25 protein-coding genes are annotated in these 25,664 nt (G+C 68.2%); 11 read left to right on the top strand and 14 right to left on the bottom strand.

From position 1 onward, the window contains the following. A complete protein-coding gene (locus LTT66_RS11185) occupies positions 1-699 on the bottom strand; it encodes an AIM24 family protein (RefSeq protein WP_233066546.1) in 699 nt (232 codons plus the stop codon). Between the two features lie 7 nt (positions 700-706). Further along, positions 707-1,330 carry an AIM24 family protein gene (locus tag LTT66_RS11180; protein WP_181721445.1) on the bottom strand — a complete coding sequence of 208 codons (624 nt, stop codon included), beginning with the start codon at positions 1,328-1,330 and terminating at the stop codon, positions 707-709. 179 nt (positions 1,331-1,509) lie between these two features. Here LTT66_RS11180 and LTT66_RS11175 point away from each other — a divergent pair, with 179 nt between their 5' ends. Both LTT66_RS11175 and LTT66_RS11170 read left to right on the top strand, forming a co-directional pair. Continuing rightward, positions 1,510-2,940 (top strand): TerD family protein, encoded by a 1,431-nt coding sequence (locus tag LTT66_RS11175; protein ID WP_233066544.1) that lies wholly within the window; start codon positions 1,510-1,512, stop codon positions 2,938-2,940. 28 nt (positions 2,941-2,968) lie between these two features. Continuing rightward, positions 2,969-4,534, top strand: coding sequence for a TerD family protein (locus LTT66_RS11170; RefSeq protein ID WP_233066543.1), 1,566 nt, complete (start codon positions 2,969-2,971; stop codon positions 4,532-4,534). Positions 4,535-4,560: 26 nt separating this feature from the next. Here the strand turns inward: LTT66_RS11170 and LTT66_RS11165 are convergent, their stop codons facing one another. Then, positions 4,561-6,231, bottom strand: a complete 1,671-nt coding sequence (locus LTT66_RS11165; RefSeq protein WP_233069124.1) for a glycosyltransferase family 87 protein — start codon at positions 6,229-6,231, stop codon at positions 4,561-4,563. A 211-nt stretch (positions 6,232-6,442) separates the two neighbouring features. Here LTT66_RS11165 and LTT66_RS11160 point away from each other — a divergent pair, with 211 nt between their 5' ends. Then, the gene (locus LTT66_RS11160; protein WP_233066541.1) at positions 6,443-6,742 is read left to right on the top strand and encodes a hypothetical protein; all 300 of its coding nucleotides are present in this window, start codon (positions 6,443-6,445) and stop codon (positions 6,740-6,742) included. A 174-nt stretch (positions 6,743-6,916) separates the two neighbouring features. Here LTT66_RS11160 and LTT66_RS11155 read toward each other — a convergent pair whose 3' ends face one another. Both LTT66_RS11155 and LTT66_RS11150 read right to left on the bottom strand, forming a co-directional pair. Beyond that, on the bottom strand, positions 6,917-9,109 hold the full coding sequence (locus LTT66_RS11155; protein ID WP_233069122.1) for a transglycosylase domain-containing protein: 2,193 nt from the start codon (positions 9,107-9,109) through the stop codon (positions 6,917-6,919). A gap of 709 nt (positions 9,110-9,818) precedes the next feature. Continuing rightward, positions 9,819-10,238 (bottom strand): DUF5318 domain-containing protein, encoded by a 420-nt coding sequence (locus tag LTT66_RS11150; protein WP_043734321.1) that lies wholly within the window; start codon positions 10,236-10,238, stop codon positions 9,819-9,821. 113 nt (positions 10,239-10,351) lie between these two features. Between LTT66_RS11150 and LTT66_RS11145 the strand changes: the two genes are divergently transcribed. The 4 genes from LTT66_RS11145 to LTT66_RS11130 all read left to right on the top strand — a co-directional run bounded on the left by LTT66_RS11145 (position 10,352) and on the right by LTT66_RS11130 (position 14,029). Beyond that, a complete protein-coding gene (locus LTT66_RS11145) occupies positions 10,352-11,464 on the top strand; it encodes a DUF1707 SHOCT-like domain-containing protein (protein WP_233066539.1) in 1,113 nt (370 codons plus the stop codon). Between the two features lie 4 nt (positions 11,465-11,468). Beyond that, complete coding sequence (locus LTT66_RS11140; protein ID WP_233066537.1) at positions 11,469-12,266, top strand: DUF1707 SHOCT-like domain-containing protein; 798 nt, start codon at positions 11,469-11,471, stop codon at positions 12,264-12,266. 112 nt (positions 12,267-12,378) lie between these two features. Continuing rightward, entirely contained in the window at positions 12,379-12,936 is a 558-nt protein-coding gene (locus LTT66_RS11135; protein ID WP_039803160.1) for a PadR family transcriptional regulator, read from the top strand. Then, the gene (locus LTT66_RS11130; protein ID WP_195068676.1) at positions 12,929-14,029 is read left to right on the top strand and encodes an inositol-3-phosphate synthase; all 1,101 of its coding nucleotides are present in this window, start codon (positions 12,929-12,931) and stop codon (positions 14,027-14,029) included. The genes LTT66_RS11135 and LTT66_RS11130 overlap by 8 nt, the downstream gene beginning before the upstream one ends. A gap of 60 nt (positions 14,030-14,089) precedes the next feature. Here the strand turns inward: LTT66_RS11130 and LTT66_RS11125 are convergent, their stop codons facing one another. From LTT66_RS11125 to LTT66_RS11090, 8 genes are all read right to left on the bottom strand, one after another. Further along, positions 14,090-14,359 (bottom strand): type II toxin-antitoxin system RelE family toxin, encoded by a 270-nt coding sequence (locus LTT66_RS11125; RefSeq protein ID WP_233066535.1) that lies wholly within the window; start codon positions 14,357-14,359, stop codon positions 14,090-14,092. Next, the gene (locus LTT66_RS11120; RefSeq protein WP_043700309.1) at positions 14,356-14,613 is read right to left on the bottom strand and encodes a type II toxin-antitoxin system Phd/YefM family antitoxin; all 258 of its coding nucleotides are present in this window, start codon (positions 14,611-14,613) and stop codon (positions 14,356-14,358) included. The genes LTT66_RS11125 and LTT66_RS11120 overlap by 4 nt, the downstream gene beginning before the upstream one ends. A gap of 39 nt (positions 14,614-14,652) precedes the next feature. Continuing rightward, positions 14,653-15,078: a GyrI-like domain-containing protein gene (locus LTT66_RS11115; protein WP_043700307.1), complete on the bottom strand. Its 426-nt coding sequence runs from the start codon at positions 15,076-15,078 to the stop codon at positions 14,653-14,655. A 9-nt stretch (positions 15,079-15,087) separates the two neighbouring features. Next, on the bottom strand, positions 15,088-15,546 hold the full coding sequence (locus LTT66_RS11110; protein ID WP_233066533.1) for a GyrI-like domain-containing protein: 459 nt from the start codon (positions 15,544-15,546) through the stop codon (positions 15,088-15,090). A gap of 251 nt (positions 15,547-15,797) precedes the next feature. Beyond that, positions 15,798-18,083, bottom strand: a complete 2,286-nt coding sequence (locus LTT66_RS11105) for a transglycosylase domain-containing protein (protein ID WP_233066530.1) — start codon at positions 18,081-18,083, stop codon at positions 15,798-15,800. A 314-nt stretch (positions 18,084-18,397) separates the two neighbouring features. Continuing rightward, positions 18,398-19,291 carry a carbohydrate ABC transporter permease gene (locus tag LTT66_RS11100; protein ID WP_181724080.1) on the bottom strand — a complete coding sequence of 298 codons (894 nt, stop codon included), beginning with the start codon at positions 19,289-19,291 and terminating at the stop codon, positions 18,398-18,400. After that, entirely contained in the window at positions 19,291-20,319 is a 1,029-nt protein-coding gene (locus LTT66_RS11095; protein ID WP_233066527.1) for a carbohydrate ABC transporter permease, read from the bottom strand. Before LTT66_RS11095 ends, LTT66_RS11100 begins: the two co-directional genes overlap by 1 nt. A gap of 46 nt (positions 20,320-20,365) precedes the next feature. Further along, complete coding sequence (locus LTT66_RS11090) at positions 20,366-21,667, bottom strand: ABC transporter substrate-binding protein (RefSeq protein WP_195068673.1); 1,302 nt, start codon at positions 21,665-21,667, stop codon at positions 20,366-20,368. Positions 21,668-21,788: 121 nt separating this feature from the next. Here LTT66_RS11090 and LTT66_RS11085 point away from each other — a divergent pair, with 121 nt between their 5' ends. Then, on the top strand, positions 21,789-22,631 hold the full coding sequence (locus LTT66_RS11085) for a DUF2786 domain-containing protein (protein ID WP_233066523.1): 843 nt from the start codon (positions 21,789-21,791) through the stop codon (positions 22,629-22,631). A 124-nt stretch (positions 22,632-22,755) separates the two neighbouring features. Continuing rightward, a complete protein-coding gene (locus LTT66_RS11080; RefSeq protein ID WP_233066522.1) occupies positions 22,756-23,259 on the top strand; it encodes a TIGR04338 family metallohydrolase in 504 nt (167 codons plus the stop codon). A gap of 441 nt (positions 23,260-23,700) precedes the next feature. On the opposite strand, the gene LTT66_RS11075 is transcribed toward LTT66_RS11080, so the two are convergent. After that, complete coding sequence (locus LTT66_RS11075) at positions 23,701-24,666, bottom strand: o-succinylbenzoate synthase (RefSeq protein WP_233066520.1); 966 nt, start codon at positions 24,664-24,666, stop codon at positions 23,701-23,703. 104 nt (positions 24,667-24,770) lie between these two features. Here LTT66_RS11075 and LTT66_RS11070 point away from each other — a divergent pair, with 104 nt between their 5' ends. Both LTT66_RS11070 and LTT66_RS11065 read left to right on the top strand, forming a co-directional pair. Beyond that, entirely contained in the window at positions 24,771-25,181 is a 411-nt protein-coding gene (locus LTT66_RS11070) for a hypothetical protein (RefSeq protein WP_233066518.1), read from the top strand. Between the two features lie 44 nt (positions 25,182-25,225). Next, on the top strand, positions 25,226-25,564 hold the full coding sequence (locus LTT66_RS11065) for a hypothetical protein (protein WP_233066516.1): 339 nt from the start codon (positions 25,226-25,228) through the stop codon (positions 25,562-25,564). Positions 25,565-25,664 lie beyond the last annotated feature (100 nt).

The following is a 25,664-nucleotide window of genomic DNA, read 5'->3' as shown; positions in this document are numbered from 1 at the left end:
TCACAACTTCTCTTCGGAGGCCTGCACGTAGACGACGCCCTGCCCGACGCAATGCAGCTGCATCGCCTCCCCGGCGCCGCGCCCGACGGCGTCGCGCCAGCTCATCGCCGACTTGAGTTCGGTCTGCACGTTGCCGTAGGCGGCGACGAACGCCTGCGGATCGACCACGATCGGATTCGGGCCGCCCACCTGCAACTCCAGGAATCCGCCGTGCGCGAGCAGCACCGCGGCGCCCTGCCCGGACAGCTGGGTGGTGAACATGCCCTGCCCGGTCAACGCGCCCGAGGCGGCGCCACGCAGCGCACCCATCAGGCCGCCGCCACCGCCGCCACCACCCGAACTCATCACGGAGACCACCGAGCTCTGCAACCCGGCGGTATTGGCCAGCAGCCGCGAAGCCTCGACGCGCAGCGCCGCGCCCGGCTGCATCTGCACCACGTGGACCTCCAGGCCGGCGAGACCGTAGTGCACCTCACCGTTGCCCTGCGCCAGCATGGTGCGCTCGTGCTCACCCGCCATCGCCCGGCCCGCGAGACCCATCAGCCCGCCCATGCCGCCCATCCCCTGTGCGCCCGGAATCTGGTGGGGGGCAAAGGAAATGTCGCCGGTGTAGAACAGCATCGCGCCGTTGCGGGCGACCACTCCACCCGCCATCCCGACGTTGACCTTGACGACTTTGCCGTTGACCTTCTCGAACACCGCTCGCCTACCGTTCCGCCGGTTGGATCAACACCACGCCTTGGCCGTCCCAGCGCAGTGAGAACGCCTCGCCCGCGTCCTGGCCGACGAAACTGCGCCACGACACGTCGGAGACGAAGGACTGGTTGAGGTTGCCGCGCGCCGCGACGAACGCGTCCGGATCCACGGTCAGCGGGTATTGCGGGGAGACCTCCAGATGGATCAGCGGACCACCCGCCGAGAGCAGCGCGACCTGGCCCTGGCCGGAAACGGTCGTGGTGAACAGGCCCTGCCCGCTGGACGCGCCGCGCAACCCGGCGAAACGCACATCGGTGCGCAGGTTCCCGGCGAACGCGAGCAGTTGTTGCGACTCCACCTGCAACGTCTCGTTGTTCAGGTTCACGACGGTGACGTGCTGGCCGCTGACCGCGAAGAACACCCGGCCGTGCCCGGCGCACTCCATCAGCGACAGTTTCTCGCCGGTGGCCCGGCGCTTCAGCCCGGCGAGCACACCGTCGCCGCCGCCGAAACCGGCCGCCTTGAACTGCACATTGCCTTCGTAGGCGATCATCGAGCCGGAGATCGCGCGGAGGCTGGTGCCGGCCAGATGGGCCTCGATCACCTTCTTCGATTGCTCGAAAAGTTGCGCCATGGAGTTTGCCTGCTGTCTCGTTCGGGAACACGGTGGGATCGCCGCATTCCATCTGCGTGCCGTCACCCTAACCGATGCTCGCGCGGGTGTCGGGGCAGCGCGTCCGTTCAGTCCGAGCGGCGCCGAGCGCGTTTCTCGTAGAGTGTCAGGCGAACGCACCGACAAGCGAAGGGTCGAACTTGTCCGCAACTCTCGCCAAGGGCCAGAACGGTCCGCTGGCCACCAACGACGTGGTGATTTCCGTCCAGCTCTCGGCGCCGGCGGATCTGTCGGCACTACTGGTCACCGAGCGGGGCAAGGTCCGTTCCGATGCCGACTTCGTCTTCTTCAACCAGCCCAGCGGCCCCGGCGTCAATCTGCAGCCCGCGCCGGCCGGTCAGCCCGCGTCGCTGGCGGTGTCGTTGAACGCCGTGCCCGCGGACATCGACCAGATCCGCGCGGTGATCACGCTGGACGACGCGAACAGCAATTTCGGCAGGTTCCCCGCTCCGACCGCGATCGTGTCGGACGCGGCCGGTAATCAGTTGTACGAGTACCGGATCGAGGGGCTGAACAGCGAGTCGATCGTGATCGCGCTCGAGCTCTACCGCCGCCAGGGCGCCTGGAAGGTGCGCGCGGTCGGACAGGGCTACGCGGGCGGTTTCGCCGCGCTGGTCACCGACCACGGCGTCTCGGTCGACGACGCGCCCGCCCAGCCCGCGCAGGCCCCACAGCCCGCGCAGGCTCCGCCCCCGCCCCCGCAGCAGCCGGTTCAGCAGCAGCCGCCGAACTACCCGCCGCCGACCACCCCGGCGTACCCGACCCAGCAGCAGGCGCCGCAGTACGCGCCGACGGGCGGCTATCCGCCGCCCGGCCCCGGTTACCCGCCGCAGGGCGCTCCCGGTCAACCGCCGCAGGGTGGTCCGGGTTACCCCCCGCCCGGCCAGGGCTATCCGCCGCCGCCCGGTCCCGAGGCCGGTTACCCGCCGCCCGGGCAGCCCGCGCCGCCGCAGCCGCAGCAGCCGCCGGCCGAGGTCAGCTTGAGCAAGGACCGTCCGGTCAGCCTGGTCAAGGGCCAGCGGGTCACGCTGCGGAAGGAAGGCTCCGCGCTGACCTTCGTCAAGATGGGCCTCGGCTGGGATCCGGTGCGCAGCCGCGGCATGTTCGGCAGCCGCACGGTCGATATCGACCTGGACGCGTCGGTCATCCTGTTCGCCGACATGAACCCGGTGGACGTCGCCTACTACGGCCAGCTGACCTCCAAGGACGGTTCGATCCGCCACCAGGGCGACAACCTCACCGGCGAGGGCGAGGGCGACGACGAGATGATCCTGGTCGACCTGACCCGCATCCCCGTCCATGTCACCACGTTGGTGTTCATCGTGACCTCCTACAAGGGCCACACCTTCGAGCAGGTGCAGAACGCGTTCTGCCGCTTGGTGGACGGGACGAACAACGGCGAGCTGGCCAGGTACACCCTCGCCGGCGGCATGCCGTTCACCGCGATGGCGATGTCCAAGCTGTACCGGGTGGGCAACGACTGGAAATTGCAGGCGCTCGGCGAGGGTTTCCAGGCCAAGCATCCGGGTGAGGCGGTGCCGCAGCTCGGCCGGTTCCTCGTCAACGGTTGACCGGCGACGGGACAGCAGGACAGACATCGTGATTCAACTGCAGGCCGGTCAGAACATCCCGCTGACCGGTGAGGTCGTTCGTTTCAGTGCGAACGCCGAGGCTGCCCTCGACGTTTCCGCGCTGGTGGTCGCCGAGAACCTCGAGGTGTTCTCCAGCGACGATTTCGTGTTCTACAACCAGCCCGCCGCGGCGGGGGTCGCCTTGGCCGCCGACGGGGTGACGATCACCCTCGCTGAGGTACGCGCCGACGCGAAGGCCGTGCTCCTGGTGGTCAGCGCCGATCCGGCCGCCCCCGCACGGGCCGACGGGCTGGGGCCGGTGACCGCCACGATGTCCGAGAACGACAGTGTGACCGCGGAATTCGCGATCACCCCGTCGTCCGGCGAGACGGCGCTGATCTGTCTCGAGGTCTACCGGCGCGGCCCGGCCTGGAAGCTGCGCGCCGTCGGCCAGGGTTACGCGGGCGGGCTCGCCGTACTGCTCACGGCGCACGGCGTCGAGGTGGACGGTGCGGATCAGGCTGCCGAGCCCGGTACGCACACCATGGCGGGTCCGCTGGCGGGTGACGCGCAGATCGCGACCGCGGGTGCGCCGCTGGAGGTCGGTCACGGCCTGGAACGGCTGTGGATGGTGTTCGAGGACGCCGCGCGGTCGGCCGCCGCGCTGGTCTCGGCGCGCGAGTACGCGGCCAAGCGGTTGGATCACGAACTGTCGCAAGCCGTCTCCGATCCCGCGACCAGGAATACTCCGGAAGCCGAGCAGGCTCGTCGTACCGCGCAGCAACGGCACGACGAACTGATCGGCACCGCCGAGCACAACCATGAGCGCGACGCCGAACAGCTGATGCGCGAACTCGCCGAGGCCGACCAGGTGCTGCCACCCGCCTTGGCGTCCTGGGACTCGCCCGCCTGGGACAAGCCGCCCGCGCCCAGCGACGGCATCCGGCTCGGCGAGCTGTACGCGCTCGACCGTGGTCGGTTGCGCATCCCGTATTGCGTTCCGGTTCCGCTGAATCGGCCGCTGTGGATCGACGCCGAATCGACCCGTGCGGTCGCGCCCGTCGTGGGCGCGCTGCTGGCCCGGTTGCTCGCCGCGGCGCCGCAGCGCAGGACGCTGGTCGACATCATCGATCTGACCGACGCGTTCAGCGGCATCACCGGCCTGCTCGCACCCGTGCTGAACGGCCCGCCGATCACCGACCACGCCGACATCTCCGCGCGGTTGCAAACCCTGGTGGACGCGGCCGAGCTGGCCGAATTGGCCTACGCGAGCGGTGCGTTCACCCCGCCCAGCGAGCATCGGGTGCTGTTGGCCGCGGATTTCCCGCACGGTTACCAGAGTTCGGACGCGCAGCGGATCGGGGTGTTGATCACGCGTGGGGAGTTGATCGGACTGTCCATCGTCATCGTGGGCGCCAACGAATCCGACTCGGCCGACACCACCGTGGCGATGCTGTCGCAGTCGTGCCGCCACCTGCCGACCATCGGCGGCACGCCGCTGTTCGATCCGTGGACCGGCAGCGCGTGGCAACTCGATCTGGATCTCCTACCGCACGAGCCGGAACGTCAGGCGCGGTTCCTGCGCACCAGGTGAGCGCCTGAATCCCCCGCAGCGGCCGGTCAGCCGCGTGCGATCGCCACTCGCGGCCGCAGCGGCTCCGGCAGCCAGGCCAGCAGCGGATCGGGCATGCGGTCGACGATGCCGCCGACGGGATCGTCGACGAAGTCGCGCCGCACCAAGTCCTCCTCCGGGCGGTAGATCTGGCGCACGATCAGCGCGCACAGTCCCAGCACCGCCAGGTCGCGCAGCGCCACGGTACCGGTGAACCACTCTTCGGGCAGGCCTTTGCGGTCCAAGCCGAGGTAGTAGAACATGCGCGGCACCCAGACCAGCGCATCGATGGTCATCCAGGCCAGCAGGATGCGCCGGTGCGGCAGCGCCAGCACGGCGAGCGGAACCAACCACAGCGAATACTGCGGACTCCACACCTTGTTCGTCAGCAGGAAGGCCGCGACCACGAGGAAGCACAGTTGCGCCAGCCGCGGCCGGCGCGGCGCGGTGAGGCCGATGTAGGCGATCACCGCGCAGGCCGCGACGAACGCCAGCAGCGAAACGGCGTTCAGGATGGCGGGCTGCTCCCCGTGCGCGAGTACGCCGTCGAAGCCGGGCCAACCGGTGAACGAGGAGATCACGTTGTAGATCGAGTCCGGGTCGGCGTGCCGGGTGGTGTTCAGCCGGAAGAACTCTCGCCAGCCGTTCGGATACAGCGCGGCGATCGGCAGGTTCACCGCGAGCCAGGTCGCGAGCGCGGCGCACACCGTGACGAACGCGGCGCCGAGCGGACGGGCACCGAGGAACTGGATGCGGTAGGGCGTCTCGCGCACCCACGCCAGGAAGGCCGGCCAGCCGTCGATGTCGCGCATCCGCAGGCCGAGATGGGTGCGCGGCGTGCGCTGCATGGTCTCGGTACGCAGGCAGAGCACGACTATGGGGCCGAGCAGCAGCAGGGGATACAGTTTGGCCGCGCCGCCCAGACCGAGCAGGACGCCGGCGAGCACGGGTTTGCGCCGAGCCCAGGCGAGCAAGCCGGTCGCGGCGAAGGCTGTCGCGAGCGCGTCGAAGTTGGTGAACGCGTGCACGATCACCAGCGGCGAACAGGCGATCAGCGCCGCGTCCCAGACTCGGCGGCCTGCCAGCAGCGCCGACGCCCACACCGTGGTCAGCCAGGCCAACGCGAGACCGAACGCGACCACATTGAAGTAGATCACCACCTGCAGCGCGCCGGGCAGCGGCGACGCGTCCCAGCTCTTGGCGATCCGCATCGCGAAGTACTGGTACAGGCCCGAGAGCACCGGATACTCCATGTATCGCGTCTCCCGGCCACCGTCGGGAGTCTGCTCGGTCCACTGCTTCTTGTACGGGAAAGCGCCTTCGTTCAGTCGTTCCGCGCCGTAGAGCGGCACGGTGTCCGAATAGCACATCGCCACGTACTGGCGGCCGTTGTTCCAGTCGAGGGTGGGACCGTCCGCGCCGTCGGTCTGCTGGATGCATCCCGCCTTGCCGAACCAGCCGAGCGCCAGGAATACCACCGTGAACGCCAGCAGTACCCGCATGGGCGTCCAGAACCGCACCCGTCCGATCAAGGCGTGATCCCCGACCGGCCCGCCGATCACCGTGGACAGCTGCGCCGCGAGGGAATCGTTGCGACTCGGCCGGTCTCGCGCATCCGCCGAGCGGAGATCGGACGCGAGCGGGGCAGGTGCCGCGTAGTACGCCCCACCGGGCCCCATCTGGTCCGACAGCGGCGCCCTCCCGCTCCTCCGTAGCACCACCAGCTGCTGATCGGTCACGGAACCCGAGGCTACCTTGGGAGCGGCTTCCGGCTGGTGTCGACTCGATCCGCGCTAGACCAGGAGCGTCCGTGCGAGTAGGGAAGACGTGCACGTGTATTCCCTTTGGAGTATTTTCGATGGCTGTTAGAGTTGAGTGCGATCGGCGCGCATGGAGGACGCGTTGATTTCGAAGATCGGGGTGGATATGTTCAGAAAACTACTTGTCTCGGCGATTGTTGCCGGCGCGGCTTTGGTCGGATTCGCGGGTAACGCGAGTGCGGGGCACCCATCTTATGCGGCGTGCCTCGGCGGGAAAGGGGTCGCCGACAAGTGCGTTCAGATATCGGATGGCACCTGGGTAGTGCTGCGGGGTTACTGGAAGTTCACCGACTGCTTGAGTGACAAGGGAGTCTTCGAGGACTGCTATCAGGATCCGAACGGATTTTGGTACAAGACGCCTAATCGGTAATTCTGACGAATTCCCGAAGTATCCTGCGAAGTTTGTCAGCAGGTTGGAGAAATACTGGTCCGAGCGATAATCGCGAAACTACGAGATTTGCTCCGAATCGACTGCAAACGGATTCTCTGGCGTTGAACGATGTCGGGCCGGCCACAACGTGGCCGGCCCGACATCGTGTGTCGACTATCTGCCGCGAGTCGGCGGTGTGCCTTCTTCTTGACTGGAGTCGTCATTGCGTTGGTTGCCCGGGCGGGGTGCACCGGTAGCTGACGGCGACGAGCCATCTGTGGGGGCAACCGGCTGGCCGGGCAGCGGGCCCGAGTCCTGCTGACGCTGCTGCTGCGGGCGTTGCTGCTGCGGAGCGGGTTGAACGCCCGGGACCGGGATCGTGATGCCAGGCAGGATCTCCACCTGGGTCGGCGCGACCACGACTGGAGGCAGCAGCGGGGAATCGACAGTGGACGGCGCAGTGTAGGGCGCCGACCATTCCGGCACACCGGCCTGTCCCTTGATCGGGGCGGGCTTCGGGAAGTTCTCGTTCGGCGTGCCCTTCAGAGCACCGTCCATGGTGGCCTTCCAGATGTCCGACGGCAGGCCGGATCCATAGACCAAGCCGCCGCTGGCGTTGCGCAGTGGCTCGCCCTGCTCCGTGCCGACCCAGACCGCGGTCGACAAGGACGGGGTGTAGCCGACCATCCACGCGTCCCGGTTCTCGCCGGTATCCCCGAGCTGGGCGGTGCCGGTCTTCGCTGCCGAGTCACGGCCGCCGGCCAGACCATGGTTGCGCGAATAGGCGGCGATAGGCCTCATCGCGGCGGTGACGTTGTCGGCCACTGCTGCGGAGACGCGCTGTTCCCCGGCTACTTCACCTCGATCCAGCAGGACCTGCCCCTCGGCGGTCACCACCTTCGACACGAAGTGCGGCGCGTGGTACACGCCGGAGGCCGCCAAGGTCGCGTAGGTCGAAGCCATATCGAGCGGACGAGCCTGGTACTGGCCGAGCACGATACCGTTGTTCGGGCCGGAGCCGTCCGACTCGGTGAGCGTCTTGCCGACTCCTGGAATGCTCTCCGGGATGCCGAGCTTGTGCGCCATGTCGGCGATCTTGCGCGGACCGTTCTGCATGTCCAGCTGCATCCGGTAGAAGCTCGTATTCAGCGACCGCTTCAACGCCTCGGCGATGGTGCACATGCCGCACTGCTCGCCCTCGACGTTGGTGATCTTGATGCCGTTCACGGAGAGCGGCGAACTGTCGTACAGCTGCGACAGCGGGATACCCTGCTCCAGGTTGGCCGCGAGGCCGATGACCTTGAACGAGGAACCGGTCTGCAGGCCGGCGTTGGCGAAATCGTAGCCCTGGCCGTCGTTGCCACCGTAGTAGGCCCGCACGGCACCGGTACGAGGATCGACGGAGACCACAGCGGTGCGCAAGTTCTCCGGCTCGCCGTCCATGTTCTTGTTCACCGCGTCGATAGCGGCCTGCTGCGCCTTCGGGTCGATCGTGGTGGTGATCTGCAAGCCCGAGGTGTTCAGCTGCTGCTCGCTGATGCCCGCCGCGGCGAGTTCCTTGAGCACCTGCGTCTTGACCAAGCCTTCGGGGCCGGAGTCCTGCTCCTTGTCCCGGGTGGAGGCGAGCGAGACGACCTGCGGGTACTGCAGGCCCTGGCGCTCGGCCGCGTTCAAGCTGCCGCCGGAGACCATGCCGTCGAGCACGTAGTTCCAGCGGGTCTTCGCACCTTCCGGGTTCTTCTCCGGGTCCAGGCTGGAGGGCAGCTGGATGGTGGCGGCGAGCACCGCGCCCTCGGCGACGGTCAGTTCCTGCACCGGCTTGCCGAAGTACGCCTTGGCCGCCGCATCGATGCCGTAGGCGCCGCGACCGAAGTAGATGGTGTTGAGGTAGGCGGCGAGGATCTCGTCCTTGCTCCACTGCCGCGCCATCTTCGCCGAGATGACCAGCTCGTGCATCTTGCGCGTCAACGAGCGTTCGTCACCGACCAGCGCGTTCTTCACGTACTGCTGGGTGATCGTCGAGCCACCGCCCGCGCTCTCCTTGCCGAGGACGTTGTCCCTGGCCGCGCGCGCGAAGCCGGAGATCGAGAAGCCGGGGTTGGTGTAGAAGTCCCGGTCCTCGGCCGCCATCACCGCGTTGCGCACGTGCGGCGGGATCTGCTCGATGGTGACGTCGGTCCGGTTGCCCTCCGGTGGAACCACCTTGCTGAGCACCGTGGTGCCGTCGGCGGCCAGGATGGTCGCGACCTGGTTGGTCTTCAGATCGCCGGGCTGCGGCACCGACACGGTGGTGTACGCGGCCAGGAAGATGCCGCTGGGCACCAGGATGGCCAACGCGACCAGGACGTAGAGGGTGCGGCGCACGATGCGCCACGGCGACTTCTTCTGCTGGGCGGGCCTGCGGCGGCCGGGTCCGTCGGACCCGTCGCCGTTGCCGCCGCCACGGCGCGGCGGCGGGCCGGACGGCGGGCCGCCAGCGGTCTGCCTGCGCTCGCCGGTGCTGGGGCCGCTGCCGGGGACGCGACGGCCCTCTCGGTCAACGGCCGGGCGGGCGCCCGTAACCGGACGCGGCCCGGTGGCCGGACCGCGACGGTTGCGCTCGGCCACCGCCTCGGTCAGTGAACCGGGGCGCTGAATCTTCTGCGTCGACTGCGGGCCGGGGGCGCCGTCGCTGGGCGCGGCGCGGCCCGGCTGCGGCGGCCGGCCCGGCTGGGGTGGACGGCCGCCTTGCTGCGGAGGTCGGCCTTGCGGCGGGGGACCGGGACGGCGTGGCGGCTGCGGGCCGCGTGGCTCACCTGGGAAGGGTGCGCCGGGCCGCGCACCGGGCGGCGGGCCCGGACGAGCGCCGGGCGGGGGGCCGGGGCGAGGATTCTGGTACGGGTTGGGACTTGGACGTGAACTCCGTGGAGGACGGCCGCCATGTGGCTCATCGCCGTAGGGGGAAGTCTCGTAGGGCGAATTCACTGACAAGATCTCCATAACTCGTAGCGGTCCAGGTGGCAATCAGCGGTAGTCGTCGCCGGAGCGGACGCGAGCCGGCTCCGCGAGTCACCCGACGGGCAGGTGACCAGGCACTTCATTCGGCGGCAGTGCGCCGGTTCGCGCGTGTCCCGGTGCGACGGCGCGGCGGCGCCGGCGCGGAACCGAGCACATAGGACTGCACCAGATGATTCCAGCTGCAGGTCCGGCATACCTCGACGACATGGACCGAGAACTCTTCGCGAGTCTCGGCGAGGCGCACCAGCTCCTCGGGCGTGCGAGCCGATCCGGCGACCGGCCCGAGACCGTCGCCGAAGACCCAGGATACGAGGGTCAGTTGTTCTTTCCGGCAGATGGGGCATGTGACCTCGCTCCCCCGACCGTGGAACTTCGCCGCACGCAAGAGATAAGGATTTGCATCACACACCTCGGCGACATCGACCCGGCCCGCATAGACGTCAGCCAGCAGCGACCGGCGCCGGAGGGCGTAGTCGACAACTTGCCGCTGAATTCGCACGAGAACCAGAGTAGCGGTGTTGCAATCCCGCCGCCCCGGGCTGTTCGGATTGACCGGTCCGGATCAGCGCCCGAACCAGCGCGCCGCGCAGTTATCCGGTTTACGATCCGTCTGTGTCCACCGCAGCATCCGGGCGCACGCGAGCGCGTGACCTCGACCGCGCCGCCGCGTCCAGTGTGCTGGATGCCGCCTACGCCGAGGGCCAGCTCGGCGCCGATGAGTATCACGACCGAATCGCGCAGGCCGCGACGGCGAAAACGCTCGGCGAGTTGGCCGCGCTCACCGCCGATCTGCAAACCTCCGCCGTGCCGCGGCGGTTCACCGCGGATCGATCGTCGGTGACGCGAAAAGCCTTGCGCCGCGCGGGATCCGGTGGAAGTTATCCTGCTCACACTCGGGCCCGGGATGCCGATCGCGCCACTACCCGCGAGCTAGTGGACCGCGCCCGTGCCGACGGCCAGCTGTCCGAAGAAGAGCACGATGCCCTCACCGAACTCGTCGCGGAGGCGCGCACCCTGGGGGATCTGGCGGATCTGGTCGCGGACTTGCAGCGGCCCGGCGATGCCGCGCCCGCGCCGCGTCCGCCGCGCTCACGCCGCCGCCAGTGGTACCTGGGCGTGGTCACCGTGGCCGCGGTGCTGGCGGCCTGCGCCGGATTTCTCGCGGTCACCCGGGTGGCGGATGAACCGCCGCACTCGGCGCAAGCAGCGCCCGCGGTGGACCTCGGGGTGGTACAGCCGCAGGTGGTTCCGACGCCGAGCCTGGTCACCGCCGACGGAGTCGCCACCTTCCTGCGTAACTATCAGCGGAAGTTCGGGGACCTCCGAGTAGACGAACTGCGCATGTACCCCGAGCACGCCTCATTCGCCCGGTCGGTGCCCGGGGAGTCCAACCGGAAGGTCGAGTACGACTACCGCGGGGGTTTCACCCAGTCCCGGGAGATCACGACGCGCAAGGCCGACACCCCGTCGGTGGATCTAGGCCTGTTGAACGTGGAGGCGATCGGTCGAGCGCTCGCCGACGCGGCCACTATCACCCGGGTTCCCGGCGGTGCCGTGTCGCATTTCGCGGTGAGCGTGAACGACGTCAGTTTCTACGGCCAGTACGGCATTCCCGCCGGGCAACCCATCATCGAGGTCTACGTGAACAACTCCGTCAAGGAGAACGGTCACTTCCTCATGACGCCGGCCGGCGAGGTGCGCCGCGTCTGGCCGTTCGAGGGGTAAGGCAATGACGACAACCCGATACAGCGGCATCCGCGCCCGCGACACCGACCGCGCCGACGTGTGCGGATTGCTCGACACCGCGCTCTCCGAAGGGCAGCTGACCGCCGACGAGCACGCCGCGCGGACGGCCGAGGCTATGCGGGCCAAGTCCTTCGGCGAGCTGGACGCGTTGATCGGTGACCTGCAAATCCCGGACGAATTGGTGAACGCCCCCGTGGTGCGCGTCGACCGGCGTCGGCCGCGGCGCTGGCTTGCGCCGGTCTCGACTGTCGTCGCGGCATTGGTGGTGGGTGCGATGGTGGGCGCGATCAGCCGTTGTGGCATCGATATGCCCGGGTCGTCGGAGAATGTTCCCGATATGACCACCGGTGCGGGCCTGGCCTACTTCCTCGCGGAGTACCGGGCCGAGTTCGGCGACCTGATCGCCGACGACGTCACGCTGTATCCGAAGTATGTGCGCGTGGACCGGCAGACTCCCGGCCGCACATCCGAGACCAGCGACTATCGCTACAACGGCGGCTTCCGCACTTCGACGACCTCCGAGCGCAAAACAGGGACGCGCACCTTCGACCTCGCCACCCTCGACGTGCCCGCCATCGCCCGGCTGCTGGCCGGTGCGCCGCAGACGGTGCGATGCCCGGACGGCGTGATCAACTACGTCAGCGTGGAGGTCGACTCCCCCGGCGCGGTCGATCCCGGTCCCGTGGTGGATATCCACGTGAAGTGCAAAGGCGGCGCGACCGGGTACGCGAAGGTCACTCTCGCGGGCGAGCCGCTCGCGGTCTTCCCGTCCTCTCGCTGAATCCGTATGTCGTCCGGGTAGTAGCGACGACTGTGCACAGATGTATCGCTCCGATATAGTGGAAAGTCGCATCCATCGGTTAGGTCTGTACACAGTCAGGGGGTGAAGCCCGGTGCTCGAGCTGGCAATCCTCGGGCTGCTCCTCGAAGCGCCCATGCACGGGTACGAGCTGCGCAAGCGGCTGACCGGCCTGCTCGGGGCGTTTCGGGCCTTCTCCTACGGGTCGCTCTATCCCACCCTGCGCCGCATGCAGGCGGACGGGTTGATCGCCGAGGAGATCCCCGCGGGCGCGACGACGCGCCGTGCGCGACGGGTTTACCAACTGACTCCGGCCGGGCGGGAGCGGTTCAGCGAGCTGCTCGCCGACACCGGACCGCAGAACTACACCGACGACGGCTTCGGCGTTCATCTGGCTTTCTTCAGCCGCACCCCCGCGGAAGCGCGGATGCGGATCCTGGAGGGCAGGCGGCGTCAGGTCGAGGAGCGCCGAGAGGGGCTCCGGGAGGCGATCAAGAAGGCCAGCGGGTCGTTGGATCGCTACACCCGGCAGCTCCATCAACTCGGACTCGAATCAAGCGAGCGCGAAGTGCGCTGGCTCAACGAGTTGATTGCGGCGGAGCAATCGACGAAGGCGGCACCACAGAAAGAGGGAAATATCGGCCATGAGTGACATCGACAAGGCTGACAACGCCACAGAAGTTCGCGTCGCCATCGTAGGTGTGGGCAACTGCGCCTCTTCGCTGGTCCAAGGCGTGCAGTACTACAAGGACGCGGACGAGACCTCGACCGTCCCCGGCCTGATGCACGTGAAGTTCGGGCCCTACCACGTTCGCGACGTCAAGTTCGTCGCCGCGTTCGACGTGGACGCGAAGAAGGTCGGCTTCGATCTGGCCGAGGCGATCTTCGCCAGCGAGAACAACACGATCAAGATCTCCGACGTGCCGCCCAGCGATGTCGTCGTGCAGCGCGGTCCGACCCTCGACGGCATCGGCAAGTACTACGCCGAGACCATCGAGCTGTCCGAGGCCGAGCCGGTCGACGTGGTGCGGGTGCTGAAGGACCACAAGGTCGACGTGCTGGTGTCCTACCTTCCGGTGGGCTCGGAGGAAGCCGACAAGTTCTACGCGCAGTGCGCCATCGACGCCGGTGTCGCGTTCGTCAACGCGCTGCCGGTGTTCATCGCCTCCGACCCGGTCTGGGCGGAGAAGTTCACCAAGGCGGGCGTGCCGATCGTCGGCGACGACATCAAGAGCCAGGTCGGCGCTACCATCACCCACCGCGTGATGGCCAAGCTGTTCGAGGACCGCGGTGTGCAGCTCGACCGCACCATGCAGCTCAACGTCGGCGGCAACATGGACTTCAAGAACATGCTCGAGCGCGAGCGCCTGGAGTCCAAGAAGATCTCCAAGACCCAGGCCGTCACCAGCAACCTGAAGAAGGAACTCGGCGCCAACGACGTGCACATCGGCCCGTCCGACCACGTCGGCTGGCTCGACGACCGCAAGTGGGCCTACGTCCGCCTGGAGGGTCGCGCCTTCGGCGACGTGCCGCTGAACCTCGAGTACAAGCTCGAGGTGTGGGACTCGCCGAACTCCGCGGGCATCATCATCGACGCGGTGCGCGCGGCGAAGATCGCCAAGGACCGCGGCATCGGCGGACCGGTCATCCCCGCCTCGGCCTACCTGATGAAGTCCCCGCCGCAGCAGCTCGCCGACGACATCGCGCGCACGCAGCTGGAAGCGTTCATCATCGGCGCGGAGTAGGCACCGCACCGGCATGAGGCCGGCCGAAGGGCAATTGCCCTCGGCCGGCCTGCCGTCGAACTACAGGCCTCGGTAGACGTCTTTCCGCCGGCCGACCTTCACCACGAGAATCACCAGCACGCCGTTGTCCACCCGGTACGCGACCCGGTATCTGCCGACCCGCAGACGGAACAAGTCCTCGTGCCCCGATAACTTCTTGACGTCCAGCCCGGGCGCATAGGGGTCCTCGCCGAGTGCCGTGAGGGCGGTGAGGATACGCATCGCGTCCAGACGCTCGATGGCGCGTAGTTCTCGGCCCGCGGACTCCAGGAAGTGGAAGCGGTATTTCACTTCGTGTCGTCCTCGAAGAGGTCGGCCAGCACCTCCGCCATGGTGAAGGTCCGCTCGTCGGCCGCGAGCCTGACCTCGGCTTCCCGCGCGAGAAGCTCATCCTCGGCTGCGTCGAACGCCTCGACCATGGACAATGGCACCAGCGCCGCGGCGGGCGCGCCGTCTCGCAAGATGATCACTTGCTCGCCGGATTCGGCTTCGCGGACGTGGGCGGCGAGGTTGGCGCGCAGCTCCCGGATACTGATCTCCGACATATCTGAAGTGTACACGTTGTCGTGTACACGTCAGCGAATTCAGTCCAGCGAGACGTAGACCTCTACCGACGCGGGGCCGGTGTAGCGCTCCACCTCGGCGGTGTGGGAGCGGGTGATGGTTCCCGCGCTCTCGGCCTTCGCCACCTGTGCCCATGCGGTTCGCAGCAGGTCGTAGGGCTTGTCGGCGACGACGAATTTGGCGTAGCGGCCCTGCGGGATGATGGTGAGCACGTCGCCGGGGTCCAGTTCGCCCATCGCGCCGATCTCGTAGCCCAGCACGGCGACGGCGTGATCGTTCTGGCCGATGTAGGCGGCCACTCGCTGCACGTTCTTCTCCCGTGCCAGGTACCGATCCCAGGTGAAGTTCACCAGGTCGAGGTCACGCGCGGTCACCTCGCGGCCGGCCAGCGGCACGGTCAGGCCCGCGACCATGCTCTGCGGCAATGTGACGATCTCGAAGTCCACTGTCTGTTCCTACCCGTTGCCCTGATCGTCTGCCAATGCCACGAAGACTTCCACCGTCCGCGCGTCCGGATAGTGTTCCCAGTCGCCGGTGTAGGCGCGCACGAGCCGCCCGGAGGCCTCCGCGTCCCACACCGCTCGCCAGATGCTCACGATGGTGTCGCCGAGATTGTCGCCGCTGGCGATGAACCGGGCGAAGCGCCCGGCCGACACCCGGGCCAGCACGTCGCCGGGCAGCAGGTCGGCCAGGCTGTGGCAGCGGTAGCCGACGATGTGGGTCAGGTACGAATTGATCTCCGGCGCGTGGTCGACGTACGCCGTGGTCGGCGGTCCGGGCAGCTTGCGGGCCAGGTTGCGCTTCCACGCCTCTTCGACTTTCGCGCGGCGCGGTCCTTCGACCGCGAGCGCGGGGCTGCGAAGCACTGTTCCCGCCACCAGCGTCTCGGGTTGGTCAACGACATTGAAATCCACCGGCGTAGCCCCTATGTCTCGTCTGTCTTCAATCGGCGTCGCTCCCGGTGCCCTCCATGGTGACGCAGGCTACCGCCTCCGGGCCCGTCGCTCGCGCCGCGCTGCCGTCGCTCGAGCGCATATCCTTCCGCATCGTTTCCGCGGTTTCGGCGTCGGCCCGTACCGACGCACTCGCTGTTCGCTCTCACTCTGGCAAACGATGCTGCCACGTCATGCGTTCCACCGGGCGACGGAAGGTCACAGCATCATCGCTATCCAGGAACCGGAATGCTCAGCCCCGGGAAAATCTCCACCTCCCTGGGCGGTTGCGCGCTCGGCGGGATGACGACGGCGGGTTCGCGCTGCGGCGACCGCTGCGGTGGATTCAGGATGTCGTAGGGCCCGCCGGAGGGCGGCTTGCTCTGATTCGGCCCGGCCGGGGCCTGCGTGCCCGAGAACTGTTCGATCGGGGTGCCGTCGAGCGCGTCGTCCATGACCTGTTTCCAGATGTCGGCGGGCAGGCCGGAGCCGTAGATGTCGGCGCCGCGCGCGGTGCGGATCGGTTGTGACCGCTCGGTGCCGATCCATACCGCGGTGGACAGCGACGGGGTGAAGCCGATCATCCACGCGTCCTTGTTGGAATCGCTCTCGCCGAGCTGTGTGGTGCCGGTCTTGGCGGCGGAGGGACGGTTGTTCTTCAGCGCGTGCCCATTGGAGTAGGCCGCGATCGGGAGCATCGCCTCCGTGGTGTTCTCCGCGATCTTCCGGGGGATGCGCTGTTTCCCCTCGGGCAGCTGTTCGCCGACCTGCTGGTCCGGGTCGCCGCCGCGATCCAGGAGCACCCGCCCATCGCCGGTCACCACCCGCTGCACGAAATAGGGCTGGTGGTGCACACCCGCCGCACCGAGCGTGGCGTAGGCCGAGGCCATGTCGATGGGCCGGACCACATACTGTCCGAGGACGATTCCGTTCAGCGGTTTACCGCCGTCCTCGCTGAGGGTCTTGCCCGCCACGCCCGGCAGCTCTTCCGGGATACCGGCTGCGTGCGCCGCGTCCGCGATGGCCTGCGGCCCGTCGAACATCGTCATGGTCAACCGGTAGAAGCTGGTGTTCAGCGAGCGCTTCAGCGCCTCGGCCATGGTGCACTTGCCGCAGGACTCGCCGTCCACGTTGGTGATCCGGGTACCGCGGTCGGTCACCGGGGAGCTGTCCAGCACGCGCGAGAGCGGAATGCTCTGCTGCTGCGCGGCGATCGCCGCGAAGACCTTGAACGCCGATCCGGTCTGCAACGGCGCCTGGGCGAAGTCGAAGCCGATGCCGTCGTAGCCGCCGAAGTACGCGCGCACCGCGCCGGAGCGCGGATCGATCGACACCACCGCGGCGCGCAATTCCGGTGGCTGGGCGCCGAGCCGGTCGCGCACCGCCCCCAGGACCGCCTGCTGCGCCCTGGCGTCGATGGTCGTGGTGATCTGCAACGCGCCCTTGTTCAGGTCGCGCTCGCTGATGCCGGAGTCGCGCAGCTCGCGCACCACCTGGTTGCGGATCAGTCCCTCCGGGCCGCGGGCCACGTCGTCGTCCGGGATCTGGGTGAGCGGGATGATCAGCGGAAAGGTGGTCGCGTCACGATCACCCGGCGCGAGGACGCCCATCTCGACCATCCCGTCGAGCACGTAGCGCCAGCGCGCTTTCAACTCCGCGAGATGGGTTTCCGGGTCCAGAATCGAGGGTGTACGGATCAGCGCGGCGAGCACCGCGCCCTCGGCGAGGGTCAGCTGGTTCACCTGTTTGTCGAAGTACACCTTGGCCGCCGCGGCGATGCCGTACGACCCCCGGCCGTAGTAGATGGTGTTGAGGTAGGCGGCGAGGATGTCGTCTTTGCTCCACTGCCGCGCCATCTTCGCCGCGATGATCAGCTCGCGCATCTTGCGGGTGACCGTGCGCTCGGAGCCGAGGAACGCGTTCTTGACGTACTGCTGGGTGATCGTGGAGCCGCCGCCCGCGTTGTCCTTCCCGAGCAGGTTGTCGCGAACGGCCCGCAGAAAGCCGGACGTCGAATAGCCGGGATTGGTGTAGAAATTGCGATCCTCGGCCGACAGCACCGCGTCGCGCACCGGCTGCGGCACGTCGGACAGCGGGACCGGCATCCGATTCCCGTCCGGCGGCACGATTTTCGCGATCACCGTGCTGCCGTCGGCCGCCAGGATGGTCGCGATCTGGTTCGTCTGCACCGCACTCGGATCCGGGATCTCGGCACTCCAGTACGCCAGGACCGACAGCAGCGCGGGCACCACGCCGAAGAGGATGAACAAGGCGAGCAGCAGGCGGCGGATACGTTCGGCTCTGCTGCGCGGCGGCCGATTCTCCGCCGGCGCAGGGCGCGGCACGGGCGGACGCGTTTTCCTGCGGTCCGCCATGCGTTCGCGTCGGCTCCGCGCGTCGCGTTTCGCCGCTTCCGGCCGCTCGTTCCAGCCCGCGATCGAGGCATACGGTGCGGGCGGGGGAGCCCCCTTGCCGCCGCGTCTACGTTCTCGCGGTTTGCGGAACGAGCTCACGATCATCTCCTCCCGGAGCGCCGGACGAACTCACCTGCACGAACGAACGGAAAAAGAGCATCGAAAGCCAGAGTTTACCGCGTTGGTTCACAAGCGGCTTTCCACTTTCCAGCCGATCGACACAGCCGCATGCATCACCTGCGCGTGTGGGCCCCAGAATCGCCGATGCACGTGGGCCGCTCGGGCCGCGTGCTGCGAAAGGACGGCGAACCCCGCTGTCCAGTGGTTACCTCGGCAACGCCACCGGCTCACCCCGACTCCAGGTTTCGAGCGAAGCGAGACCGAGCATGCGAACCCGCCGCGCCCGCGCGGCCGAAGATTCAGCTCTTCACGCCGCCCGCGGTGAGGCCCGAGATGATCCGGCGCTGGAAGAGCAGGACCATGACGACCAGCGGGATGGTGACGATCGTGCCTGCCGCCATGATCGCCGCGTAGGGCTGCACCAGCGGGTTGTTGCCGGAGAAGCGGGCGATCGCGACGGTGACCGGTTCGGTCTTGTCGCTGGAAAGCAAACGGGCCAGCAGGTATTCGTTGACCGCCGCGATGAACGCGAGAATCGCGGTGGTGAACACGGCGGGGGCGGCCAAGGGCAGCATCACCAAGCGGAACGCCTGCATCTTGGTGGCACCGTCGATCCGCGCGGCTTCTTCCAGTTCCCACGGCAGTTCGGCGAAGAAGGACGCGAGGATGTAGACCGTCATCGGCAGCACGAACGAGATGTTCGGGATGATCATCGCCTGGTACTCGCCGATCCAGCCGAGGTTGGTGAACAGCTGGAACAGCGGGGTGACCAGGACGACGACGGGGAACATCGAGGCGCTGAGGATCAGGCCGGACACCACGTACTTCCCGCGGAAAGTGAGCCGGGCGAGCGCGTACGCGGCCAGTACGCCGACCGCCAGTGCGATCACCGTGGTGATCGAGCCGATGACGATGCTGTTGACCAGCGCCTTGCCGAAGTTGTTGCCGCGACTGGTGTCGAACGCGTTGCGGAAGTTCTCCAGCGTGACGTGCGTCGGCCACGGGGTGTTGTCGAAGGTGTAGGCGGGGTCGCGGAACGCGGTGACCGCCATCCAGTAGAACGGCGCGAGGCCCCAGACGAGCACGATCAGCGCGCCGAGGTACAGCCGTACCGAGCCGAGGCGCTTGGTCCACGGAACCGGCTGCGCGCCGCGCTGCCCCGTCACGGGCTTTTCCGCTGTCTGCACGGACATCAGTGCGCCTCCCGCTGTTCTTCCTGGGTGCGAACTGCGTTGGCCCCGAGAATCTTCACCAGCACGAACGCCACCGCGAAGATCAAAAGGAAGGTGATGGTGGACAACGCGGCCGCGCTGTTGGGGCCTTGCCGGACCTGGTCGACCACCAGGATCGACACCGTGCGGGTGGACGGATTGCCCAGCGTCATGATCGCGGGCAGGTCGTACATGCGCAGCGCGTCCATGGTGCGGAACAGCACCGCGACCAGCAGGGCCGGCTTCAGCAGCGGCAGCGTGATCTGGGTGAACCGCTGCCAGGCCGACGCGCCGTCGACGCGAGCCGCCTCGTACACGTCGGCCGGGATCACCTGCAGACCGGCCAGCAGCAGCAGCGCCATGAACGGCGTGGTCTTCCAGACGTCGGCCGCGATCACCGCGAACCGGGCAGGCCAGGCGTCGGAGGTCCACAGGATGTGCGTGCCGAGAACGCGATTGACCACGCCGTCGTACTGGAACATGAACTCCCACAACCGTGCGGTGACGGCGGTCGGGATGGCCCACGGAATCAGCACGGCCGCGCGCAGCAGCGCCCTGCCGCGGAAGGTCTTGCCCATCACCATGGCCATGCCGAGGCCGAGCGTCGCCTCCAGTGCGACGGTCACGACCGTGAAGAACAGCGTGACCGCGATGGCCATCCAGAATTGCGAGCCGAGATTGCCGGTCGGGCACGGCACCGTCTCGCCGGTCGCGACCTGGCACTGCTGCAGCAGCCAGTGCGTGTAGTTCGAGAACCCGGCGCTGCCCCCTTCGACGAACATGCCGGTCGCCGGGTCGAGCCCGGGGTCCTTCTGGAAGGACATCCACAGGGCCCGGAACACCGGATACCCGATGACGACCGCTAGCGCGATCAGCACCGGTGTGACGAACACCCAGGCTTTCCCGGAGCGTCGCAGGTCCAGTGCCAGCCGCGCGGCGAAGCCACGCCGGGCCGGAACAACTTCGTCGTCTTTCGGCACGCTAGTCGCCGTTCCCGAAGGATCCGACACCGTTTCTCTCTCCTGCGGGTTCGTCGGGTCCATGGCGCTCGATCACTTACGATCCGGCGGTCTCGATGCCCTTTTGCATACCGGTGATCGCGTCGTCGACGGACTTGGTTCCGTTCAACGCAGCATAGGCGTTGTCCTGGATGGCCTTGCTCACCGCTGGATAGAAGGGTGTCACCGGGCGCGGGACCGCGCTGGCGATGGAGTCCTTGAGCGCGGGCAGGTAGGGCATCTTCGCGATCAGCGCCGGGTCGTCGTACATGGACGCGCGCACCGAGGGCAGCGCGCCGGAGGCGACGATGTGCTGCGCGTCCTCGCTGATCAGGAAGCGCAGGAAGTCCAGCGCGGTGGCTTTGTTCTTGGAGTACGCGCTGATCGCCGCGTTGTAGCCGCCGAGGGTGGAGGCGCCGACGCCGTTGTCCCCCGGCAGCGGAGCGACCGCGAACTTGTCCTTCACGGCGGAGGCCTCACCGCCGACGTCGCCGAAGGTGGACGGCCACGAGCGCAGGAACATCAGCTTGCCCTGCGCGAAGGCGTTGCTGGATTCCGGCTCCTTGAACGTGATGGCCTCTTTGGGGATGTCGCCGTTGTTGAACGCGTCGACCAGCACCTTCAGTCCGGTACGCGACTGCGCGCTGTTCACCGTGGGGGTCTTGCCGTCGGCGCCGACGAAACTGCCGCCGTAGGCGTTGATCACCTCGGCCGCGTTCACGGTCAGGCCCTCGTAGGGCGCGAACTGCCCCGCGTAGCAACCGATGTTCTGCTGGCGCGCGATCGGGCACTGGGCCAGCAGTTCGTTCCAGGTCTTGGGCGGGTTCGGCACCAGGTCCTTGCGGTAGAACAGCAGGCCGCCGTTGGTGTTCCGGGGTGCGGCGTAGAGCGTGTTGTTGTAGGTGGCACTGGCGACCGGCGGCGAGAGCAGCGCGCTGGTGTCGATCGCGAAGGAGTCCTTCAGCGGCTGGATCCAGCCCTTGGCGGCGAACTCGGCGGTCCAGGGCACGTCCAAGGCGACCACGTCGTAGTTGGACTGCTTGGAGCGCATGTGCTCGACCAGGTCGTCGTACTGCTGCGAAGCGTCGTTCGACTGTTCCTTGAACGTCACCTGCTCGTCCGGGTGCGCGGCGTTCCAGCGCTCGATCAGCTGCTTGACCGCGCCGGTCTCGGTGGTGTCCTTGCCCTCGACGTAGGTGATCGGACCACGTCCGGTGAGGTTCTGGCTGGTCGGGCTGCCGCCGCTGTCGCTGGAGCAGGCACTGGTGAACGTCGCGGTCAGCAGCCCGACCGACGCGACCGCGACCGCGGCCCGTGGCACGAGCGTCGCACGTAGGGACGACACCTTCTTCACAGCCATCGCAAACACTCCAGGATCGTTCGTGAGCGGCAGCACACCCTGCCGGTGCACAAGGCAAGATACATGGTGTCGATCCGGCATGCGGGACAGTGGCGGGAAGTCGCCTATTAGGCTGACCGCGATGACTTCGCCGAACGTGGTTCCCGATCGGATGCTCACCCGCATCGGTGGGCTGCTGCGCAAGGCCGAGTCCACGGACAACGAACACGAGGCCGAAGCGTTCCTCGCCGCGGCTCAGCGACTGGCTACCAAGTCGTCCATCGACCTCACCGTGGCGCGGGCGCACATCGCGGGACGCGAGCGCAGGCCCACCCCCGTGCAGCGGATCATCCCGATCGGCGAGCCGGGCAAACGCGGGTTGCGCACCTACGTGCAGTTGTTCGTCGCGATCGCCGCGGCCAACGACGTGCGCTGCGATGTTGCCAGGACATCGACGCAGGTCTACGCATATGGTTTCGACTCCGACATCGATACCTGCGAGGCGCTCTACGCCAGTCTGATCGTGCAGATGGTGCGTGCGTCCGACCAGTACATCAAGTCCGGCGCCTACCGATCGGCCACCGTGGAGAAGATCGTGGTCGAGAAGCGGTGGGGTCGGCAGGTCCGGCGGCGGGTGCAGGCGCCGGTGGCGGGCGTGACGGCGCGGCTGAACTTCCAGATGGCGTTCGCGGCGCGAATCGGGCGGCGGCTGGCCGAGGTGAAGGCGGAGGTCGAAGCCGAGGTATTGCCCGGGGATGGGCGCGCGACCGGCACCGCGCTGGCGTTACGCGACAAAGAGATCGAGCTCACAGATTTCTACGCCCGGACGTCGGAGGCGCGCGGCACCTGGCGCGGGCCGCAGGCGTCGACCGGACATTCGGCGGCGGCGCGGGCGGCGGGCGATCGCGCGGGCCGGGCCGCGCGGATCGGGACGTCACCCGAACTCCCGGCCGCCCGTGCGAAATTGACCTCCGAAGGAGGCTGATCGGCGTGCGCATCGCGGGCTGTCCGGTGCGAGCGGGCCACCTCGACCGGGTGTGGCCGGCCGTCGCGCCGGCGCGGGTCGGCAACTGGCCGGGGCTCGGCGCGATGCGATCGGCGTCGCCGCGATGACGGTGCGCGATGGTCAGCGCGCCAAGGTGTACGACGCCGAGCAGTTGGTGCGCGGGGTGTTCGATCGCGCAGATGAGCACGGAACGCGCACCGTGGAACTCTACGGTTCGCATCTCACACTGCCTATCGAGCGCCGCTTCGCCTCAGTGGAATCCGTGCAGAGTTATACGGACAAGGTGCTCGACCTCAATTGGGTGCGGGCGCGCTGGGATCGGGCCGCCGTCGCCGTGCGCGTCCGCTCGCGCGCCGGGACCACCGCCGCGCACTACGAGGCGGCCGAGGCCGTCCTCGCCGTTCCGCTGCACACCGCCTGGGCACTGCGGGAACTGGTGATCCTGCACGAACTCGCGCATCACCTGGAGCCCGCGCCCGGATCGGTGGCCGCGCACGGCCCGGAATTCTGCGACCGCTACCTGGAACTGGTCGACGGTGTGGTCGGTCCCGAGGCGGCGCTGCTCTTGCGCACCACCATGCTGGGCTGCGGCGTGCGGATCGGGTGAGTCGACGATCAATCATGTGCACGACGAGTGGAAGAGCCCGGCGTGGTCTATCGCTCGCCACGATTCGCGATCGGGGTTTGAGCGTTCCAGCGTGCGCAGTCGGAGTGCTGACCGGAAACGATGTCCGGAGTCGCGGTCGGCGGGGGGCCGTTACGCCAGGACGGCGATTTCGGCCCCCGCGGGCAGCCGGTCGGGGCCCTCGGTCGCGCCGGCGGCGTTGTTGATGACGGTCAGAACTCGTGACGCCGTTGTCGAAGAAGGTGTTCACCACTCGGCGAAGTCGGGGGCGCGATGGTCGAGCGCGGGCGCCTCCTTCCTGCGGCCGTCGCACGGACGAGGCGCTGCGTGTCCGGGAAATAGGCGGCGCCGCCATGGAGTGTCGCGCGTACCGTGGCCAGGGCGGATGGCCGCGGTCTACGCCCTGTTATGGCGCGGGGATTATCAGAGCAAGGCGGTGACGCGGGCCAACCGTTCCTGCCACCACGCGGTGCGTTCGGCGTCGGGGTGGCGGTGGCGTTCCAGCAGGGCCGGGTCCGGTGTGGGCGGGGTGCGCAGGACCGGGAGATAACCGTCCGACGGACGCAGGGAGCCCGGCGTCACGTCGCCGGTGAGCAGGCTCAAAGTGCCGAGGCCGCAGGCGAAGTCGAGTTCCGGGAGCGCGCCCGCCAGGGCCAGCTGCGCGGCGAGGCCGACGCTGGTCTCCAAGGCGGAGGAGACCACGCAGGGCAGGCCCGCCGCCTCCGCTACCTGGAGGGCGCGGCGGACGCCGCCCAGCGGCGTGCACTTGAGGACGGCGATGTCGGCGGCACCGGCGACCGCGACTCGCAGCGGGTCCTCGGCCCGGCGGATGGATTCGTCGGCGGCGATGCGCACGTCTACGCGGCGGCGCACCGCGGCGAGTTCCTCGATGGTCCGGCACGGCTGTTCGACGTACTCCAGCCCGCCCGCGGCCTTGTCGATACGCTCGATGTGGCGCACCGCGGTGTCGACATCCCAGACCGCGTTGGCGTCGACCCGGATCGCGCCGTTCGGGCCGAGCGCGTCGCGCACCGCCTCCACCCTGGCCAGATCCTCCGCGAGCGATTCAGGATGGTCGGCGACCTTCACCTTGGCGGTGCGGCAGCCGGATCGACCGACGATCGCGTGCGCCTGCTCCGCGCCGACGGCGGGCACGGTGCAATTGATCGGAATGCGATCCCGCACCGGTTCGGGCCAGCCGGTCGTCACCTGCTCGATCGCGGTGGCCAGCCAGGCGGCGGCCTCCCGGTCGTCGTACTCGGGGAACGGGCAGAACTCGCCCCACCCGAGCGGTCCGTGGATCAGCATTCCCTCGCGTACCGTGATGCCACGGAAACGGGTGCGCATCGGGATGGCGTAGACGACGTTCTGCTCTGCGGAGTCGCTCATCGCCGCCAGCTTATTCGGCTGCTGCGGCCGATCGGGGGATTGCGCATGCGGACTCGAGTAGTTTCCCGGAGTCGGGGTGGCGCCCGGAGCGGGATCGTTGAGGCATGATCCAGACCGGTACCGCACAGCCCTGGCCGCCTTACGGCACGGCCCCGGGGCCCGCGCAGTGGCCCGCCGGGCAGCGGCCGGTGCGGACTTGGGACGTGGTGCTCGCCGTCGTGCTGTATTGCTTCGCGGCTGTCCTCGGACTCGCCGCCGCTTACTTCACGGTCTTCTTCGCCTTCGCCACCGATCCGTGTGGGCCGGACAACTGCCGCACCGACTACTTGGGCTGGGCCTTCGCGGTGTCGTGGGGCGGGACCGCGTTCGCGATCGTCGGCGTGACCGGGATGCTCATCCTGGCCGCCGTCAAGCGCTGGTACATGTGGTACTGGCCGGTGCTGGCGATGGTGCTGATCGTCGCCTCGTTCTGCGGCGGCCTCGCGCTCGCGTCCAAGGTCTACCCGGGAGCCTGAACCGTCGAAATGCCGTGCGGCCTCGCGCCGGTCATCCTGAAGGTATGGCGTGGCGATTGCGGCGGCGAATGACGGATGCCTTGCGCGTGGCGCTGGGTTCGGTGATCGTCCTCGGATTCGGCTGGCTGATCGCGTCTTTCGTGCGGCTCTACGAAGTGCTCGCGCGCGACGGCCGCGATGGCTGCGGCGTGGAGTATCTGCCGTGGGCGCAGGTCATCGCGTGGACCGGCATCGCGGCGTCGGTGCTCGCGGCGGTCGCCGCGGTGCTGGAGAAAGTGCGCGACAAAAGGCCGATCGCCTGGACCCCGCTCATCGCAGTCCCTTTGATCCTCGAGTCCTGGTTGGTCGGGTTTCTGATCGCGATCGTGCTCGTGAGGTATTGATTGGCAGCGCTGTGTTGGTTTTCCAGCGCCTGCGGCGCTGGGTGTTCGCGGCCCCTTTGTGACGCGAGCCGGGCCGCGAACGGCGAATGCTCGGTCTCGC

Source organism: Nocardia gipuzkoensis, assembly GCF_021183645.1.
In the GTDB taxonomy this organism is placed as follows: domain Bacteria; phylum Actinomycetota; class Actinomycetes; order Mycobacteriales; family Mycobacteriaceae; genus Nocardia; species Nocardia abscessus.
The sequence above is the reverse complement of the archived record's forward strand: the minus strand, read 5'-3'. Positions and strand labels throughout refer to the sequence as shown.